Origin of the sequence: Serratia sp. C2(1) (assembly GCF_036352655.1) — a bacterium.
Classification (GTDB): Bacteria; Pseudomonadota; Gammaproteobacteria; order Enterobacterales; family Enterobacteriaceae; genus Serratia; species Serratia inhibens.
Map to the genome: position 1 here is coordinate 84,895 of NZ_JAZFBA010000006.1, position 19,445 is coordinate 104,339.

Genomic DNA, 19,445 nt, shown 5'->3' on the forward strand with positions numbered 1-19,445 from the left:
CTTAACGCTTGGCTTGCCAGATACGCTGTTGGTAGTCGCGGATCGAACGATCCGAACTGAACATACCGACCCGCGCGGTGTTAAGAATAGTGCGGCGCGTCCACTCGTCCCGGTCACGATACAGCTGGTCTACCTGCCGTTGAGCCTGGCAGTACGAAGCGAAGTCGGCCAGTACCAGATAAGGGTCACCGCCTTCCAGCAGGCTGTGCAGCATCATGTCGAAGGCATGCTTGTCGCCATCGCTGAATGCACCGCTCGCCAACTCGTCGAGGATCGCCTTCAGGTGTTTGTCCTTCTTGCGGTAGCTGAGCGGGTCGTAGCCTTTCGCCAGCAGCGCCTTCACCTGATCGACGGTATTGCCGAAGATAAAGATATTGTCCTCGCCCACCTGCTCGGCGATCTCCACATTGGCGCCGTCCAGCGTACCGACGGTCAGCGCGCCGTTCAGCGCCAGCTTCATATTGCCGGTGCCGGACGCCTCTTTGCCGGCGGTGGAGATCTGCTCGGAGATATCCGCCGCCGGGATCATCAGTTCAGCGACGGAAACGCGGTAGTCGGGAATAAACGCCACTTTCAACCGATCCTTCACCAGCGGATCGTTATTGATCATCGACGCCGCCTGGTTGATCGCATAAATGATGTTCTTCGCCAGATAGTAGCCCGGTGCCGCTTTGGCCCCGAACAGGAACACCCGAGGCACGATATCCAGATTCGGGTTGTCGCGCAGTTGGCGATACAGCGACAGAATGTGCAACAGGTTCAAATGTTGGCGTTTGTATTCGTGCAGGCGCTTGATCTGCACATCGAAAATGGCGTCAGGGTTCAATGTCAGCCCCATCACGCCGTGCACGTAGTTTGCCAATGCGACTTTGTTATCGCGCTTGATTTGCTGATAACGCTGGCGGAATGCCGCGTCATCGGCATATTTTTCCAGCCCTTTCAGCGCATCGAGATCGTTGGCCCACTCGACTTTCAGTGTCTCGTCAATCAGCCCCGACAACGCCGGGTTACACTGTTTCAACCAGCGACGCGGCGTGATGCCGTTGGTGACATTGTGGAATTTGTTCGGCCACAGTTGGTGGTATTCCGGGAACAGGTCCTTCACCACCAGATCGGAGTGCAGCTGAGCCACGCCGTTGACCGCAAAGCCGCTGACCACGCACAGATTAGCCATGCGCACCTGTTTGTCATGGTGCACCGCCAGCTTGGCCCATACTGCGTCGTCACCCGGCCAGTGTTTATCCACCAGCTTTTTGAAATTGGCGTTGATCTGCTTGATGATGGAGAAATGACGTGGCAGCAGGCTGCGCACCAGTTTCTCATCCCAGCACTCCAGCGCTTCCGGCATCAGGGTATGGTTGGTGTAGGCGAAAGTTTTACTGGTAATCGCCCAGGCGGCATCCCAGTCCAACTGATGTTCATCCAGCAGAATGCGCAGCATTTCCGGGATAGCGATGGTGGGGTGTGTGTCGTTGAGTTGGATCACTTCGTACTTCGGCAGGTCTTCAATCTTGCGGCCGGCCTGGTGGTGTTTGCGCAGGATATCCGCCACCGAACAGGCGCACTGGAAATATTGCTGCATCAGGCGCAGGCGCTTGCCCGCCTGATGGTTGTCGTTCGGGTACAGTACCTTGGTCAGCTTGGCGGCTTGTACGCCCTGCTTCTCCGCCTGCAGGAATTTGCCGTCGTTGAAATCTCCCAGATCGAACGGGTGCTGATGGGTCGCCTGCCACAGGCGCAGCGGTTGGGTGACGCCATTACGGAAGCCCAGCACCGGCAAGTCCCAGGCTTCGCCGCGCAGGGTAAATTCCGGGTGCCACAATTCGCGGCCATCGGCCAGTTTCTCCAGTTTCCCGCCGATACCGACATCCACCGACAGTGCGGCATTGTGCTGGAACCAGGGGTAGCTTTCGCGCTGCCAGTTATCCGGCGCCTCTTGCTGCTGGCCGCCGCTGAACGACTGGCGGAACAGCCCGTATTGGTAATTGAGCCCATAGCCGGTAGCCGGTTGCTCCACCGTCGCCATCGAATCCAGGAAACAGGCCGCCAAACGCCCCAGCCCGCCGTTGCCCAGCGCCGGATCGGTTTCCTGCTCCAGCAAATCCGCCAGCTTGATATCCTGCTCCGCCAGCGCCTGTTCGACGGTGTCGTACCAGCCCAGGTTAATCAGGTTGTTCGCCGTCAGACGGCCAATCAGAAACTCCATCGAAATGTAGTTCACGTGGCGCAGCGGTTTGGTGCTTTTACGCGGTGCCGGTTGCGCGGCCAGTTGCTCTGCCAGCGCTCGGCTTACCGCCTCCCACCATTGGTGTTGGGTCATCTGTTGTGCAGAACTGAGGCCAAACTGTTGCCACTGACGGGTCAGTGCCGCCAGAAAAGCATCCTTTTTAAGCATAGGCTGTGACATAAGGGAAACTCTCTATCCAGTAAGTGGGTCAAATTACCGTTATCGTGCCGGGGAGAAAGAGTGAAGGCATCATCCCGCCTGGGGATTAGCTGGGGAGGAGGATTGGGGCGTAGCTAAAATTGTGATCTCAGGCACTTTTTGACTCCCTTGCATAATGCAAAAAAGCCCGCCGACCCGTGCGGCGAGCACTGAGAATAAGCAGAAAATCCCCGCCATGAAATTAGCATAGTTAATGCGGCTGATGAAGTTTTGTACATGCATCGACATGTTTTCCTCCCACCGCGTTACCCAACCGCCCCACAACGCCGCAAATGCGCAATGATTTGCCTGCAAACGTAAAAAAGTGTGATCAATAGCAATTTAACTCCAAGCCAAAGATGAACCTTGTTGCAATACGTTTAACGTTGTCAGAAGTTAGGAGGGTGATTAATTACGAGCCATAAAATAATTAGTTTTACTCCGATCCCGGCAGGCGTCGCGATGAAATGAACTCCTTCGGGCAGGCCAACGGCTACGGGAGCCGCAATTTTCACTCTGGAATACTATGCTGATCCCATCAAAACTGAGCCGCCCGGTACGGCTGCAAAATACCGTGATCCGCGATCGCCTGCTGGCCAAATTAGCCGGCACGGCAAACTATCGCCTGACATTGGTTAATTGCCCTGCGGGATACGGAAAAACGACGCTGGTCGCACAATGGGCAGCCGGCAAATCAGATTTGGGCTGGTACTCGCTGGATGAAAGCGACAATCAACCCGAGCGCTTTGCCAGCTACCTGATCGCCGCCTTGCAACATGCCAGCGGCGGTCACTGCGTGAAGAGCGAAGCCTTGAGCCAAAAACATCAGTACGCCAGCCTGTCGGCGCTGTTCGCCCAACTGTTCATTGAACTTTCCGACTGGCATCAGCCGCTGTACCTGGTGATTGACGACTACCACCTGATCACCAATGACGTCATCCACGAGGCCATGCGCTTTTTCTTGCGCCACCAACCGGAAAACCTGACGCTGATCCTGCTGTCCCGCACCCTGCCGCCACTGGGCATCGCCAACCTGCGCGTGCGCGATCAACTGTTGGAGATGGGCACGCAGCAGCTGGCGTTTACCCATCAGGAAGCCAAACAATTCTTCGACTGCCGCCTGGCCGCACCGATGGAGCAGCATGACAGCAGTCGCCTGTGCGACGAAGTCGAAGGGTGGGCCACCGCGTTGCAGCTGATTGCGCTGTCTGCCCGGCAATCCACCTCTTCTGCACAGCAATCCGCCAAACGCCTGGCGGGTCTGAACGCCAGTCACCTGTCCGATTATCTGGTGGACGAAGTGCTGGATCACGTCGATGCCGGGGCACGCGCCTTCCTGCTGCGCTGTTCGGTGCTGCGCTCAATGAACGATGCGCTGATCGTACGCCTGACCGGCGAAGATAACGGCCAACAGCGGCTGGAAGAGCTGGAGCGCCAGGGGCTGTTTATCCACCGCATGGACGACACCGGCGAATGGTTCTGCTTCCATCCGCTGTTCGCCACCTTCCTGCGCCAACGCTGCCAATGGGAGCTGGCGCTGGAGCTGCCGGGGCTGCACCGCGCCGCCGCCGAAGGCTGGCTGGCATTGGGTTACCCGGCGGAGGCGATTCACCATGCGCTGGCGGCCAGCGACGTCAGCATGCTGCGCGATATCCTGCTGCAACACGCCTGGTCGCTGTTCCATCACAGCGAGCTGGCCCTGCTGGAAGAGTGCCTGAACGCGTTGCCGTATGAACGATTGATCCAAAGTCCCAAGCTGGCGCTGTTGCAGGCCTGGCTGGCGCAGAGCCAACACCGCTACATCGAAGTGAACACCCTGCTGGAACGCGCCGAACAGGCGATGCGCGATCAAAAAATCGACGTCGATCAGACCCTGCATGCCGAATTCGACGCCCTGCGCGCCCAGGTGGCGATCAATGCCGGCAAGCCGGAAGAGGCCGAACGCCTGGCCACCGAAGCGTTGAAGTTTCTGCCGCTTTCCAGTTATTACAGCCGTATCGTCGCCACCTCGGTGACCGGCGAAGTCCATCACTGCAAGGGCGAGCTGGCCCGCGCGTTGCCGATGATGCAGCAAACCGAGCAGATGGCGCGACGCCATCAGGCTTATCACTACGCGCTGTGGGCGCTGTTGCAGCAGAGCGAAATCCTGATTGCCCAAGGTTTCCTGCAGGCCGCCTATGAGACGCAGGACAAGGCTTTTGAACTGGTGCGCGAACAGCATCTGGAACAGTTGCCGATGCATGAGTTCCTGCTGCGTATCCGTTCGCAGATCCTGTGGTCCTGGTCGCGGCTGGACGAAGCGGAAGACGCGGCACGCCAGGGCCTGAAAATTCTGGCCAACTACCAGCCTCAGCAACAGCTGCAGTGCATCGCCATGCTGGCCAAATGCTCGTTGGCGCGCGGCGATCTGGATAACGCCCATGCGCACCTGCAGCGTTGCGAAGCGCTGCTGCACGGCAGTCAGTACCATCGCGACTGGCTGACCAACGCCGACAAACCGCGGGTGATCCACTGGCAGATGACCGGCGACACCGCCGCAGCGGCCCAATGGCTGCGCCAGACCGAAAAACCCGGCATGGCGGATAACCACTTTATGCAGGGCCAATGGCGCAATATCGCCCGGGTGCAAATCATGCTCGGCCAGTACGAAGAAGCCGAAGTGGTGCTGGATGAACTGAACGAAAACGCCCGCCGCCTGCGGCTGGTGAGCGATCTGAACCGCAACCTGCTGCTTAGCAACCAGCTTTACTGGCAGATGGAGCGTAAAAGTGATGCGCAAAGGGTCCTGATGGAGGCGCTGTCACTGGCCAGCCGCACCGGATTTATCAGCCACTTTGTCATCGAAGGCGAAGTGATGGCGCAGCAGCTGCGTCAACTGATACAGCTCAATACGCTGCCGGAGCTGGAGCACCATCGCGCTCAGCGCATTCTGCGCGACATCAACCAGCATCATCGGCATAAATTCGCGCATTTTGACGAAAACTTCGTCGATAAGCTGCTAACCCACCCGCAGGTGCCGGAACTGATCCGCACCAGCCCGCTGACGCAGCGCGAATGGCAGGTGCTGGGGCTGATTTATTCCGGTTACAGCAACGACCAGATCGCCGGCGAACTGGACGTGGCGGCCACCACCATCAAAACCCATATCCGCAACCTGTATCAGAAGCTGGGCGTGGCCCACCGCCAGGAAGCGGTGCAGCAGGCGCAGCAACTGCTGAAGATGATGGGCTACGGTGCTTAAAAACCACAGCGTTGCTCTGGTCTTAATTGCCGCAGAGTTGGTTACAATGGCGGCATATTCTCATTACAAGGCAGTCGGAAGTCATGGAACAGTTTGAAGCGATCAACGTTGAGCAGGCCTATGCGCGCTGGAAAGAAGACAGCGCCGCCCTGGTCGATATCCGCGATCCGCAGAGTTTTGAAGCCGGGCACACGCCGGGCGCATTTCACCTCACCAACGCCAGCCTGCAAGCGTTTATGCAGCACAACGATTTTGACCGGCCGGTGATGGTGATGTGCTACCACGGCAACAGCAGCCGCAGCGCGGCGCAATACCTGCTGAATCAGGGGTTTGATGCGGTGTACAGCATTGATGGCGGCTTTGAAGCCTGGGCACGTCAGTACCCGCAGGACGTTGAAACTTCAGCGTAAAAAATCAGGGCGCGTCATGCGCCCTCTTCCTTTGCTACTCCGCCGCCACCATCGGCCGTTTGACAAACAGGCCGTAGCTCAACGCCCCCAGCATCAGCAAACCCGCCCCCAGCAAGAACACATTGGTGAACTGCCCGGTCAGATCGAGGATCACCCCGGTGATAATCGGCGCCATCGCCGCGCCGAGGAAACCGCCAAAGTTCTGGATCGCCCCCAGCGAAGCCACCTGCTGTTTCGGTGCGATATCCGTCGCCAGCGTCCAAATCACGCCGGAAGGCAACTGCGAAAAGAAATACCCCAGCGACAGCAATAAAATGCACAGCGGCGTACTGTCGACGAAGGCGATCGGCGCTACGCAGCAAGCCGCCAGCGCGGCGCCGCAGACGATCGGGATCTTGCGTGCGGTGATCGCTTTCACTCCACGACGGATCAAACGATCGGAAATCGCCCCGCCGCACAATACCCCCAAAATGCCGGCAAAAAACGGGATCGACGCGATCCAACCGGTCTGCTTCAGGCTAAAGCCCAGCGAATTCTCCAGGTAGCTCGGCAACCAGGTGAGGTAGACCCAGATGGTGAACATGATGGAAAAGTTGCCTAAAATCATGAACCAGGTGGTTTTATGACGGAACAGCGATCCCCAACTCCCGCTCCGCTCCTGGCTGACGGCAATCGCCGCCGCGCGTGTTTCGGCGTGGATCAACGCCTCTTCCCGCGCCGTCGGATCACGGTAAAACTTCAGCCAGGCCAGCATCAGCGGAATGCCCGCCAGACCAATGGCGATAAACATGCCGCGCCAGCCGAGCGTCAGCAGCAGCACGGTGAGGATCGGCGGAGCGATAGCGTTGGCAATCTGCGAACCGGTGTTGATGATCGACGTAGGCAAGCCACGCTCTTTCTCCGAGAACCAACGATGAGTGATCTTGATCCCCGACGTGAAAAACGGGGATTCCGATACGCCCAGCAGCATCCGCAGGCCATAGAACATCGAGTAGCTGTTGACGAACGCCGCCATCACGGTAAATGCCGACCACAGCCCCAGCGCCCAGGAAAACATTTTCTTCGGCCCCAGCTTGTCCACCAGCCAGCCGGCAGGCAGGTTGGCAAGCGCGTAAGGCCACAAAAACGCCGACAGCAGCAGGCCCATTTCGGTCGAGGAAAAGCCAAACTCCCGGGCGATAGTGGTATTGGCGATGCTCAGGTTGGCGCGATCGAGATAGTTCACCACCGCCGCAATCAACAGGATCAGGATAATGCCCCAGCGCAAACGGGAGATCGGCGCCGCCGGTGCGGCAGCCGATGCATGCAACACAGAAGTCGCTTCTTTCATGATTGCGGCTCCGTAAACAGGCTGAGGTGAATTTTAATCACGGCTTTGCGAATAAAGGACTCACCGTGGGTTTGGCAGCAAGGGCGATGCAGATCGTGCGGGAAAAATACCGCAAAGGTGCCGGGCAGCAGCGGAACCGCGATTTCATTTTGCACCTGTTGATAAAACACGATGTCGTGATGGCGCCGCTCTTCCGCCACGGGTTCATGGCCCCGGCGGCGCGCCACGCCGATGGTTTCTTCCCCCTGCAGCAGGTATTGCACGTCAACGTGGTCAAAGTGCGATTCAGGGCGCATTTGCGGTGCCGGTACGGTGCTCATTTCCTGCAGCAGGCAAAACATCTTGCCGGGAATAATGTCGATTTTACCGGGTTGCAGCGCGGCAAAATCAGTGCGTTCGATAAACGCGATGGCCTGGTGAATAATCGGATGAAACGCGTGTTTTTCCCGCGTCCAGTCCTGCAGATCGCAAAGCATCATGATGGTGTTCCCCCTGTAGTGATAGTTTTAGCGGGTGTAGTAGGTACAGCGGTGTTGTTGAACCGCGGGAGGATGTCGCCATCTTCCCGCGCGGCCTTAACCGGCAATTTTTTGCCGGTAGAACCCGGTGCCGCTGCGGATTTGATCCAGCAGCACACCCAGCCCCCAGAATTTCTCCAGCACGTCGTCCTGATTTACCCGGCACAGCTCGCTGTCGAAAGTGCCCAAACGCTGGTGATAGATTTTGGCGTTTTTCGGGTAACCCAACGTCTCCGTGACCGCCGCCAGCGACAGGAAGGTCGCCAGTTCCTGCGCCAGCTCAGGCCGCTGCGCGCCGTGGTGATACAACCAGTGGTACAGCTCCGGGTGGAAATTGGTGAACACTCCGCTGAACCCTTTGGATCCGGCCTGCATCGCCGGCCAGGCGATAGCGGCGTTGGCATTGATGATGTTCAGCGGCGTCCCTGCGGTTAATGCCACCCGACGCGTCACGGTCGGCAGATCGCAACTGACGTCCTTCAGCACGACAAAACGGCCGCTGTTGGCGCAATAGCTCAGCTCTTCATCGCTCAGCAAACGGCGGTAAGGTGCCGGGCATTCGTACAGGCCCAGCGGCATGCTAACCGGCAACGCCGCCAGCAGGCTGTCCAGCGTGGCGAAAAATGCCGCGCTGCCCTGGCGTTGCGGGTCAAGATGGTTGGTCACCAGCACCAGCGCGTCGATGCCGGTTTGCGCCATCGCCTGCAGCTCTTCAATTTGCTGTTCCAGCGCGTCGCTGATATGGCCGGAAGCGATAACCGGCACCCGGCCGTCTACCCGCTGCACCACAAAACGCGCCAGCTCGACCCGTTCCGCCAGGCTGAGGAACTGCATCTCGCTGGACTGACAAACGGCGAACAACGCATCGACGCCACGCTGCAAATACCAGTCGATCAGGCGCGCCAGGCCAGGGTAGTCAATCTCGTTCTGGGCGGTAAACGGCGTTAGCATTACCGGCACAATGCCCTCGATGTTCTTCATTTTTGCTCCTCACACCGCGCTGACGCGGCAGACAATGGTGTTGTTTGATTAGGGATCAGCGCTGGCTCAGACGAGCCACCACCTGTTGATGTTGCGGCATGTTGGACGCCCCTTCTCTTTCCACCGCCAGTGACGCAAAGGCGGCGGCATAGGTTGCCGCCTGGGCAATCGTTTGCCCGGTGGCGATAGCCGCGGCGAAGGCACCGTTGAATGCATCCCCCGCGCCAGTGGTATCGACGCTCAACGCCGGGAAAGCGGGAATATGCTGGAACTGCGAACCTTCGAGGATCATCGCTCCGCGCGCGCCCATGGTGATGATGACCCGGCGGGCACCCAGCCCGGCGATACGCTGCGCCGCCTCTTTGGCGCTGTTCAAATCCGTGACCTCCACACCGGACAGCAGCGAGGCCTCGGTTTCATTCGGGGTAATCACATCGACATATTCCAGGCATTGCAGCGCATCGGCAGAGTAAGGCGCAGGATTGAGGATCACCCGGATCCCCAACGCATTGGCCAACTTCATGGCGTTCAGGGTGGCGTTAAAGTTATTTTCCAGCTGCACCAGCAGCACATCTGCACCGGCCAGTTCCGGGGCGATTGCCGCCACTTCTTCGTCGGTGATGGTTTTATTGGCGCCGGAATAAATGGCGATCATGTTCTCGCCGTCCTGCTGCGAAACATAAATGATGGCGTTGCCGGTCGGCTCGGTTTCCGACTGGTATAAGGTGAACGAATGGATTTCCGACGCAGAGAGATGGTCGAAAGCGAACTGACTAAACTGATCCTTACCCACTTTGGACACGAAATGCACCTGAGCCCCGGCCCGGCTGGCGGCCATCGCCTGATTGGCCCCCTTGCCGCCGGGGCCAAGCGTACTGCCGAGCGCCAGCAGCGATTCCCCGCCTTTGGGAAAGCGCGCCACCCTGGCGACGATATCGACATTGAATGACCCCAGAATACAAACCTTGCCTCGCATGTTTTTTCCTCTCTCCGGCGCCTTTCTTTTCTGGCTTTCCAGGCGCCTTAACAGCACTTCGAACGTGCCATCGGTTTCGGTAATTAATTTGGCCTGCAGGCTGCGGCGGATGACGATCGCGCCGCCATGGCAGCGCTGCACTAACCCCAGTTGCGCCAGCACGTTTAAATCGCTGCGGATGGTTTCTTTGGTCACCGCAAAAGACGTGGCCAGGTACGCCACGCTAACGCGTTCATATTTATCCAGATAATCCAGGATGTTATTGCGTCGTTCTTCGAGAAACATAGTCACCTCAGCACCTGTTTTTGAGAGTAAGGGACCCCCGGTGGTTAAAAAGTGACTGTGATCATATGTTGCGGGGCTAAACGGAAGTAAACAAAAATCGCTGCAATATTCGCCGGTTCATGGCGGGAAAACCACAGGGTTTATTGGCCGCCACGGGGCCGTTAGTGGGTGTTTTTACTGGTTTTTCGCAGATCCCTTGCCTGCGTTCAAGATTTCAACGGTATAATCAGCCGTCAACGCCGTTGGCGACAAACCTACGGTCCAACTTATCTTTACCCTCTGAATTTCAAGCTGCGGCCAGCGGCAAGGGTGTACATCCCCTGGAGCTGACTCAGGGTTGGGCACATGCAGCCAACAACGCTGTGGCTTGAAAGGCGACGGGTATATGAAACGGAATATCTATGGTTCGAGTAATCGCCGTATCCAACCCCCGACTGGCCCAGGCCTTTGTCGACTACATGGCGACACAGAGCATCGAGCTTAGCGTGCACAATACCGGCGAGGCGGCGGAAATCTGGCTGGCTGACGACGGCCATCTGGAGCAGGTGCAGCACGAATTGCAGCAGTTCCTGGCCGATCCGCTCAATCGCCGCTATCAGGCCGCCAGTTGGGAAGCCGGCAACACCGGCGCCGATCTGCACTACCCTGGCTACTCCTATCTGCACACCCTGCGCAGCCAGGCCGGGCCGCTGACGCTGGGCGTGATGGTGCTGTGCATTGCTGTGTATATCCTGATGCAGGTCATGGGCGATGATACCCTGATGTACTGGCTCTCCTGGCCGCAGGACAGCAGCCAATACCCGCAGCTGTGGCGCTGGGTCAGCCACGCGTTTTTGCATTTTTCGCTGCTGCACATCGCCTTTAACCTGCTGTGGTGGTGGTATCTCGGTGGCCCGCTGGAAAAACGCCTCGGCACCGGCAAGCTGTTCGTGCTGGCGGTGGTATCGGCCTTCTTCAGCGGTTGGGCGCAGTCGCTGTTCAGCGGCGCGTTGTTCGGCGGCCTGTCCGGCGTGGTCTATGCGCTGATGGGCTACAGCTGGCTCAGCGGCGAACGGGCGCCGGAACGCGGCCTGATGCTGCCGCGCGGCCTGATGGTATTTTCAGTGCTCTGGCTGGTGGCCGGGTACTTCGATATTTTAGGAATGTCGATCGCTAACGCGGCACACGTGGCCGGTTTAGTGTTAGGGTTATTGATGGCATTTTGGGACACGCGTCATCGCGCGCACAACGAACAATAACAGCCAGGTACAAGCCGGGCGTTTTAGGGGATTATCGTGAAGCAAACACAGCGTCATGACGCAATTATCGAGCTGGTGCGCCTGCAGGGTTATGTCAGTACGGAAGAACTGGTCGAACATTTCGACGTCAGCCCGCAAACGATTCGCCGTGATTTGAACGACCTTGCCGATCAGAACAAAATTCAGCGCCACCACGGCGGTGCTGCGTTGCCTTCCAGCTCGGTCAACGCCGCCTATAACGATCGCAAAGTGATGTGGTCGGAAGAGAAAGCGCGTATCGCCCAGCGCGTCGCCAGCCAGATCCCCGACGGCGCCACGCTGTTTATCGACATCGGCACCACGCCGGAAGCGGTCGCTCACGCGCTGATGAACCACAAAAACCTGCGCGTGGTGACCAACAACCTGAACGTCGCCACCCTGCTGACCGCCAAGGAAGATTTCCGCCTGATCCTGGCCGGCGGCGAAGTGCGTACCCGCGATGGCGGCATCATGGGCGAGGCCACGCTGGACTTTATCTCCCAGTTCCGGCTCGATTACGGCATTCTCGGCATCAGCGGTATCGACATGGACGGTTCGCTGCTCGAATTCGACTACCATGAAGTGCGCACCAAACGAGCAATTATCGAAAACTCGCGCTGCGTGATGCTGGTGACCGACCATTCCAAATTCGGCCGCAATGCAATGGTCAACCTCGGCAATATGAACCTGATCGACTACCTGTTTACCGACCAGTTACCGCCGCCGAGCGTGATGAAAATCATCGAACAGTACGACGTGCAGCTGGAGCTGTGCTGATCTCCCCCCCTCTCGTCTAACCCCGGCGCGCAGCCTGCCGCGCCGTCATCCCTGCCGTTTTTACCCGGGTTCAGCCTGCTGAGCCCGGCATTGCCTGCCGGAAATATCCCTTCTCTTTGTATAACTACTATCACCAAACTGTTACCTCTATCACGCCTAAATGTTTTTGTTTGGTTAAGTCTTGGCTTGTTTGTTGGTTTTTGATTACAATCATGAGCGAAAACGAACATGAAAGAGCTATTTCGAACATCTGGAGGAAGTTGACGTGGAAACCAAAGACTTGATCGTTATCGGTGGCGGCATCAACGGTGCCGGCATAGCGGCGGATGCTGCCGGGCGCGGGCTGTCCGTACTGCTGCTGGAAGCGCAAGACTTGGCCTGCGCTACGTCTTCCGCCAGTTCCAAATTGATCCACGGCGGCCTGCGCTACCTGGAACACTACGAATTCCGCCTGGTGAGCGAAGCGCTGGCCGAGCGTGAAGTGTTGCTGAAGCTGGCGCCGCACATCGCGTTCCCTATGCGTTTCCGCCTGCCGCATCAACCGCATCTGCGCCCGGCCTGGATGATCCGCATCGGCCTGTTCCTGTACGATCACCTGGGTAAACGCACCAGCCTGCCGGGCAGCAAGAGTTTGCGCTTTGGACCAGAATCGGTACTGAAGCCTGAACTGAAGCGCGGTTTCGAATATTCCGACTGCTGGGTGGACGATGCCCGCCTGGTGGTGTTGAACGCGCAGGAAGTGGAAAAACGCGGCGGCGAAGTGCGCACCCGCACCAAAGTGACCCGTGCATGGCGTGAAAACGGCCTGTGGATGGTGGAAGCGGTTGAGATCGACAGCGGTAAAACCTTTACCTGGCGCGCCAAAGGCCTGGTCAACGCCACCGGTCCTTGGGTGAAACACTTCTTTGACGACGGCCTGAAGCTGAAATCGCCGTACGGCATCCGCCTGATCAAGGGCAGCCACATCGTGGTGCCGCGCGCTCACAACCAGCCGCAGTCCTATATTCTGCAAAACGAAGACCACCGCATCGTGTTCGTGATCCCGTGGAATGACGAGTTCTCGATCATCGGCACCACCGACGTGGAATACCACGGCGATCCGAAAGACGTGAAAATCGACGACAACGAGATCGACTACCTGCTGAAAGTGTACAACGACCACTTCAAGAAACAGTTGGGCCGTGACGACATCGTCTGGACTTACTCCGGCGTGCGTCCGTTGTGCGATGACGAATCCGATTCGCCACAGGCGGTGACCCGCGACTACACGCTGGACGTGCATGACGATCAGGGCAAAGCGCCGCTGTTGTCGGTGTTCGGCGGCAAGTTGACCACCTACCGCAAGCTGGCGGAGCATGCGATGGAAAAACTGTCGCACTACTACCCAGGCTGCGGCCCGGCGTGGACCAAAAACGGCACGCTGCCCGGTGGCGACATCGGTGGCGACCGCGACAGCTACGCCGCCAAGCTGCGCCGCGAGCATGGCTGGTTGCCGGAATCCCTGGCGCGCCGCTATGCCCGTACCTACGGCAGCCACAGCGAACTGATCCTGGCCGGCGCCAACGCCCTCAGCGATTTGGGTGAAGAGTTTGGCCACGGCCTGTATGAAGCCGAACTGCGCTACCTGATCGACAAAGAGTGGGTGGTGGAGCTGGACGACGCTATCTGGCGCCGCACCAAGCTGGGCATGTGGCTGGATGACGCGCAGCAGGCGCGGGTGAAAGCCTGGCTGGCGGAACACGCGAAAGCGAAAACGCTGTCGCTGGCTTCCTGAGCCAACGCGTAAGAAAAAGGCCGCTTAAGCGGCCTTTTTTATTACAGTTTGATCGGCTTGATGTGCCAAATTTCGTCCGCATACTCCTGAATGGTGCGGTCGGAAGAAAAATAGCCCATGTTGGCGATATTCAATATCGCCCGCCGCGTCCAGTCATCCTGATTGCGGTACACCTCATCCACCTTGTCCTGCGTATCCACATAGCTGCGGTAATCGGCCAGCAGCTGGTAGTGATCGCCCAAATTCACCAGCGAATCAAACAGGTTGCTGTAGCGCTTTGGTTCCTCCGGGCTGAATACGCCGGTGGCGATCTGGGTCAGCGCCTGATGCAGTTCGGGATCCTGCTCATAGTACAGATGCGGGTTGTAGCCGTTGCGGCGCAGCTCCTCCACCTGCTCGGCGGTATTGCCGAAGATAAAGATGTTCTCTTCACCCACATGCTCCAGCATCTCTACGTTGGCGCCGTCCAGCGTGCCGATGGTCAGCGCGCCGTTAAGCGCAAATTTCATGTTGCTGGTGCCCGATGCCTCGGTGCCCGCCAGCGAGATCTGCTCGGAAAGATCCGCCGCCGGAATGATCATCTGCGCCAGACTGACGCCGTAGTTCGGGATAAACACCACTTTCAACTGGGTGTGCACGCGCGGATCGTTGTTGATCACCTTCGCCACATCGTTAATCAGGCGGATGATCTGCTTCGCCGCGTAGTAGGCCGAGGCCGCCTTGCCGGCGAAGATCACCACCCTCGGCACGCGTTCGGTTTCCGGATCCTGCAACAGACGGTTATAAAGCGTGATCACGTGCAGGACGTTGAGCAGTTGCCGTTTGTATTCATGAATGCGTTTGATCTGCACATCGAACAACGCATCCGGATTGACCACCACATTCAGGGTTTTGGCGATGTACTTCGCCAACCGCTCCTTGTTTTGCCGTTTGGCGGCCTGAACCGCCTGCAGGAAGCTGGGGAAATCGATGTTGGCCTTGATCTCGCTCAGTTGGCTGAGATCGGTACGCCAGGTCTGGCCGATGCTGTCGTCCAGCACGGCGGAAAGCGGCCGGTTGGCCAGCCCCAGCCAGCGGCGCGGCGTGACCCCGTTGGTTTTGTTGCAGAAACGATCGGGGAAAATGCGCGCGAAGTCGGCAAACAGCGACTGCACCATCAGCTCGGAATGCAGTGCGGAAACCCCGTTTACCTTGTGGCTGGCGACCACCGCCAGCCACGCCATGCGCACCCGGCGACCGTTGGTCTCGTCAATGATCGACACCCGCGCCAGCAGCGCGTTGTCGCCCGGCACCACGTCCTGCACGTGCTTGAGGAAGTGATCGTTGATCTCGAAGATCAACTGCAAGTGACGCGGCAGGATCCGGCCGATCATATCCAGCGGCCAGGTTTCCAGCGCTTCGCTCATCAGCGTGTGGTTGGTGTAGGAGAATACCTGCTCCACCACGGCCCAGGCATCGAGCCAACTGAACTTGTGATCGTCGATCAACCTATGCATCAGTTCGGGGATAGACAATACCGGGTGGGTGTCATTCAGGTGAATGGCAATTTTGTCCGCCAGATTGTCGAAGGTTTTATGCATCGTCCAGTGGCGGTTGAGGATATCCTGCACCGTGGCCGACACCAGGAAATACTCCTGCCGCAGCCGAAGTTCTCGCCCGGAATAGGTGGAGTCGTCCGGGTACAGCACGCGCGATACGTTCTCCGAGTGGTTTTTATCCTCAACCGCCGCGAAATAATCGCCCTGATTGAATTTACCGAGGTTGATTTCGTTACTGGCCTGGGCGCTCCACAGCCGCAGCGTGTTGGTGGCGTCGGTATCAAAACCGGGGATCACCTGATCGTAAGCGATGGCGAGCACCTCTTCGGTTTCCAGCCAGCGCGTCTTGGCACCTTCCTGCTGAATTCGCCCGCCAAAACGTACCTTATACCGCGTGTTGTGGCGCGGGAACTCCCACGGGTTGCCGTATTCCAGCCAGTAGTCCGGGGACTCCATTTGCTGGCCGTTAACGATGTTCTGCTTGAACATGCCGTATTCGTAGCGGATGCCGTAGCCGCGACCCGGCAGCGCCAGCGTCGCCAGCGAATCGAGGAAACAGGCCGCCAACCGCCCCAGCCCCCCGTTGCCCAGCCCCGGATCGTTCTCTTCCTCCAGCAATTCACCGAGGCTCAGCCCCATTTCATTCAACGCGTCGTCGATATCCTGGTAAATCCCCATCGACAACAGCGCGTTGGAGAGCGTACGCCCGAGCAGGAACTCCATCGACAGGTAATAGACTTGCCGCACGTCCTGAGAAAGCTGGGCGCGGTTGGAGCGCAGCCAGCGTTCCACCATGCGGTCACGCACCGCAAACAGCACGGCATTCAGCCAATCATGCTGGTTGGCGATAGCCGGATCCTTGCCGACAATAAACATCAGCTTATAGGCGATGGAATGTTTCAGCGCTTCAACACTGACCGTGGGTGAGGTGTAACTAATCGGTGAAGTCATAGTGATCCCAAGTGAGTTGTTACAACAAGCGTTGATATACCCAAAATAATTGGCGTTGCATCAAGGCGGCAAGGGAACTTACTCCGATGAGCTTACTTCAGTAAGTGATTCGGGTAAGTGAATGCAGCCAACACAGAGACAGCGTCAAGTATGACGGGAATAAAGTGACAGATAAGCCTTTGCCGCTATCTGCCAGCCAAAATCCACGCTCATGGCGTGGCGCTGTACGTGACGCCAATGCTTTGGCCTGCTCCACAGCACCATGGCGCGCCGGATGGCGTTGCCCAGTGCGGCGGCATCACAATCGTCAAAGACAAATCCGCTGGCGGTGCCGTCGGCCAGATTCTCCAGCGCGCAATCCACCACCGTGTCCGCCAGCCCGCCGGTGCGGCGCACCAACGGCAACGTGCCGTATTTCAGGCCGTAGAGCTGGGTCAGCCCGCAAGGTTCGAAACGGCTCGGCACCATGATCACATCGGCCCCACCGATAATCCGGTGCGAGAATGCCTCGTGGTAGCCAATCTGCACGCCAACCTGTTCCGGGTAATCAGCGGCAGCGGCCAGAAACGCCTGCTGCAATACCGCATCGCCGGCCCCCAACAGCGCCAGTTGGCCCCCCTGCTCGAGCAATGCCGGCAGCGCTTCCAATACCAAATCCAGACCCTTCTGGCTGGTCAGGCGGCTCACCACCGCAAACACCGGCAGCGACTCGTCCACCTTCAGGCCCATCGCTTTTTGCAGATGCAGCTTGTTCTTGGTCTTGTTCTTCAGATCCTCGGCATCGTAGCGGGCGGTCAATCGCGGATCGTGGGACGGATCCCAAATCTTCTCATCCACGCCGTTGAGAATGCCGCTCAGACGCCCCTGCCGCTGACGTTCCTGCAGCAACCCTTCCATGCCGTAGCCAAACTCCGGCCAGGTGATTTCCCGCGCGTAGGTCGGGCTGACGGCGGTGATATGGTCGGCGTAATACAGCCCGGCTTTCAGGAACGACATCTGGCCGTAAAACTCCAGGCCATACACGTTGTAAAACGAGGGCGGCAGCCACAGTTCAGCCACGTGATGGGCGGAGAACAGCCCCTGATAGGCCAGGTTGTGCACGGTGAAAATCGAACGCGCCGGGTGGCCGTTGGCCGCCAGATAGGCACAGGCCAGGCCGGCGTGCCAGTCATGGGCGTGCACCACCTGCGGCCGCCAGTAGCGGTCCAACCCCTTGGCCAACTCACAGGCAATCCAGCCCAACAGGGCAAAACGCCGGTGGTTGTCGGAATAGGCATTCATCGACTGGTCGTGATAGGGGCTGCCCGGCCGGTCATACAGCCAGGGAGCGTCAATCAGGTAGATGCCCACGCCATGATAGGTACCGTAGCGCAGGCCGACCCGGCCGGCGAACGAATCGATTTCCGCCACCAGCACGGAGTCCGGTATACCATTACGCACGTCAGGAAAAGCGGGCAATAGCACCCGAACGTCGCCGCCCTCGGCAATTTGAGCCGCCGGTAATGCGCCAACCACGTCTGCGAGCCCCCCGGTTTTCAGCAGGGGGAACATTTCAGAACATACGTGTAAAACCTGCATTATCACTCCTGTAAATCGGCAAAGATGCAGGCCTGCCGCTGTTGTTAATCCGCGTTTTGCAAGCCCTCTGTCCATTCGCAAGGCGGCGGTATCATCGTTCCGCCGACTACCTTAACTCACAACTTTGACAGCATTTCGCGCGTCACCAGCACAATGCCGCCTTCCGAGCGATAAAAGCGTTTGCTGTCCTCATCGGCGTTTTCGCCAATCACCATGCCCTCGGGAATATGGCAGGCGCGGTCAATGATGCAGCGCCGCAGGCGGCAGGAGCGGCCGACGTTTACGTCCGGCAGCAATACGGTAGAGTCGATGGTGCAAAACGAGTTCACCCGCACCCGCGGGAACAGCACCGAATGCACCACCACCGAACCTGAGACGATGCAGCCGCCGGACACCAGCGAATTCATGGTCATGCCGTGGCTACCGGAGCGGTCCTGCACGAACTTGGCCGGCGGCAACGGCTCCATATGGGTGCGAATCGGCCAGGCACGGTCATACATGTCCAGCTCCGGCGTCACGGAGGCCAAATCGAGGTTGGCGCGCCAGTAGGCCTCCAGCGTACCCACGTCGCGCCAGTACGGCGGCAGATCGGTATTGGAGGTGACGCAGGACAACGTGAACGGGTGTGCCCACGCCGCTTTCTGAGCGGTGATTTTCGGGATCAGATCCTTGCCGAAATCATGGGTGGAGCCGGGGGTCGACATATCCTCTTCCAACAGTTGGAACAGATAGTCGGCGTTAAAGATATAGATCCCCATGCTCGCCAGCGACATTTCCGGGTTACCCGGCATGGGCGGCGGATTGCTCGGTTTTTCCAGGAACTCGAGGATCAAATCGTTCTCATCGACTTCCATCACGCCGAACTCGCTGGCCTCATCGCGCGGCACCGGCAAGCAGGCCACCGTGCATTGCGCGCCCTTTTCGACGTGGTCGATCAGCATGCGCGAGTAATCCATCTTGTAGATGTGATCGCCCGCCAGGATCACCACGTACTCTGCATCGTAGCGGCGGATAATATCCAGGTTCTGGTATACCGCGTCCGCCGTGCCCTTGTACCAGTGCTCGGTACTGAGGCGTTGCTGGGCCGGCAGCAGATCGACAAATTCGTTCATCTCTTCATTGAGAAACGACCAGCCGCGCTGAATATGCTGCACCAGGGTATGGGATTGATACTGGGTGATCACGCCGATGCGGCGGATGCCCGAGTTCAGGCAGTTCGACAGGGCAAAATCAATGATGCGGAACTTACCGCCAAAATGGACGGCAGGCTTGGCGCGGGTTGAGGTTAAATCTTTCAAGCGCGAACCGCGGCCGCCGGCCAGAATCAGAGCAACGGACTTAATCGGCAGTTGGCGCGCCAACATCAGGGGGTCTTTATTTTCAAACCTAACCATAGCTGACTCCT

The 19,445-nt window shown here is 58.4% G+C and carries 14 protein-coding genes; 5 read left to right on the plus strand and 9 right to left on the minus strand.

Annotated features, from left to right (window positions below; genetic code table 11):
* Position 1 precedes the first annotated feature (1 nt).
* Positions 2–2,407: a maltodextrin phosphorylase gene (gene malP / locus V2S86_RS23045; RefSeq protein ID WP_330764298.1), complete on the minus strand. Its 2,406-nt coding sequence runs from the start codon at positions 2,405–2,407 to the stop codon at positions 2–4.
* A gap of 69 nt (positions 2,408–2,476) precedes the next feature.
* Positions 2,477–2,674 carry a hypothetical protein gene (locus V2S86_RS23050; protein ID WP_071919962.1) on the minus strand — a complete coding sequence of 66 codons (198 nt, stop codon included), beginning with the start codon at positions 2,672–2,674 and terminating at the stop codon, positions 2,477–2,479.
* Between the two features lie 277 nt (positions 2,675–2,951).
* On the opposite strand from V2S86_RS23050, the gene malT reads away from it, so the two are divergent.
* Together malT and glpE are read left to right on the plus strand one after the other, a co-directional pair.
* Positions 2,952–5,666: an HTH-type transcriptional regulator MalT gene (gene malT, locus V2S86_RS23055; RefSeq protein ID WP_330764299.1), complete on the plus strand. Its 2,715-nt coding sequence runs from the start codon at positions 2,952–2,954 to the stop codon at positions 5,664–5,666.
* 83 nt (positions 5,667–5,749) lie between these two features.
* A complete protein-coding gene (gene glpE / locus V2S86_RS23060) occupies positions 5,750–6,076 on the plus strand; it encodes a thiosulfate sulfurtransferase GlpE (RefSeq protein ID WP_062789891.1) in 327 nt (108 codons plus the stop codon).
* Between the two features lie 34 nt (positions 6,077–6,110).
* Here the strand turns inward: glpE and V2S86_RS23065 are convergent, their stop codons facing one another.
* From V2S86_RS23065 to rbsK, 4 genes are all read right to left on the minus strand, one after another.
* On the minus strand, positions 6,111–7,406 hold the full coding sequence (locus V2S86_RS23065; RefSeq protein ID WP_330764300.1) for an MFS transporter: 1,296 nt from the start codon (positions 7,404–7,406) through the stop codon (positions 6,111–6,113).
* A complete protein-coding gene (locus tag V2S86_RS23070; protein ID WP_330764301.1) occupies positions 7,403–7,885 on the minus strand; it encodes a YhcH/YjgK/YiaL family protein in 483 nt (160 codons plus the stop codon). The genes V2S86_RS23065 and V2S86_RS23070 overlap by 4 nt, the downstream gene beginning before the upstream one ends.
* Positions 7,886–7,981: 96 nt before the next feature.
* On the minus strand, positions 7,982–8,905 hold the full coding sequence (locus V2S86_RS23075) for a dihydrodipicolinate synthase family protein (protein WP_330764302.1): 924 nt from the start codon (positions 8,903–8,905) through the stop codon (positions 7,982–7,984).
* Positions 8,906–8,960: 55 nt separating this feature from the next.
* Entirely contained in the window at positions 8,961–10,166 is a 1,206-nt protein-coding gene (gene rbsK / locus V2S86_RS23080) for a ribokinase (protein ID WP_330764422.1), read from the minus strand.
* Between the two features lie 401 nt (positions 10,167–10,567).
* Between rbsK and glpG the strand changes: the two genes are divergently transcribed.
* From glpG to glpD, 3 genes are all read left to right on the plus strand, one after another.
* Complete coding sequence (glpG, locus tag V2S86_RS23085; protein WP_330764303.1) at positions 10,568–11,404, plus strand: rhomboid family intramembrane serine protease GlpG; 837 nt, start codon at positions 10,568–10,570, stop codon at positions 11,402–11,404.
* Positions 11,405–11,440: 36 nt separating this feature from the next.
* A complete protein-coding gene (locus V2S86_RS23090) occupies positions 11,441–12,199 on the plus strand; it encodes a DeoR/GlpR family transcriptional regulator (RefSeq protein WP_004930797.1) in 759 nt (252 codons plus the stop codon).
* Between the two features lie 265 nt (positions 12,200–12,464).
* Positions 12,465–13,973, plus strand: a complete 1,509-nt coding sequence (gene glpD / locus V2S86_RS23095; protein ID WP_330764304.1) for a glycerol-3-phosphate dehydrogenase — start codon at positions 12,465–12,467, stop codon at positions 13,971–13,973.
* 41 nt (positions 13,974–14,014) lie between these two features.
* Here the strand turns inward: glpD and glgP are convergent, their stop codons facing one another.
* The 3 genes from glgP to glgC form a co-directional block, all read right to left on the minus strand.
* A complete protein-coding gene (glgP, locus tag V2S86_RS23100) occupies positions 14,015–16,462 on the minus strand; it encodes a glycogen phosphorylase (protein ID WP_330764305.1) in 2,448 nt (815 codons plus the stop codon).
* Between the two features lie 144 nt (positions 16,463–16,606).
* On the minus strand, positions 16,607–18,040 hold the full coding sequence (gene glgA, locus V2S86_RS23105) for a glycogen synthase GlgA (RefSeq protein ID WP_330764306.1): 1,434 nt from the start codon (positions 18,038–18,040) through the stop codon (positions 16,607–16,609).
* Positions 18,041–18,156: 116 nt separating this feature from the next.
* Entirely contained in the window at positions 18,157–19,434 is a 1,278-nt protein-coding gene (gene glgC / locus V2S86_RS23110; RefSeq protein ID WP_013814867.1) for a glucose-1-phosphate adenylyltransferase, read from the minus strand.
* Positions 19,435–19,445: the final 11 nt, after the last annotated feature.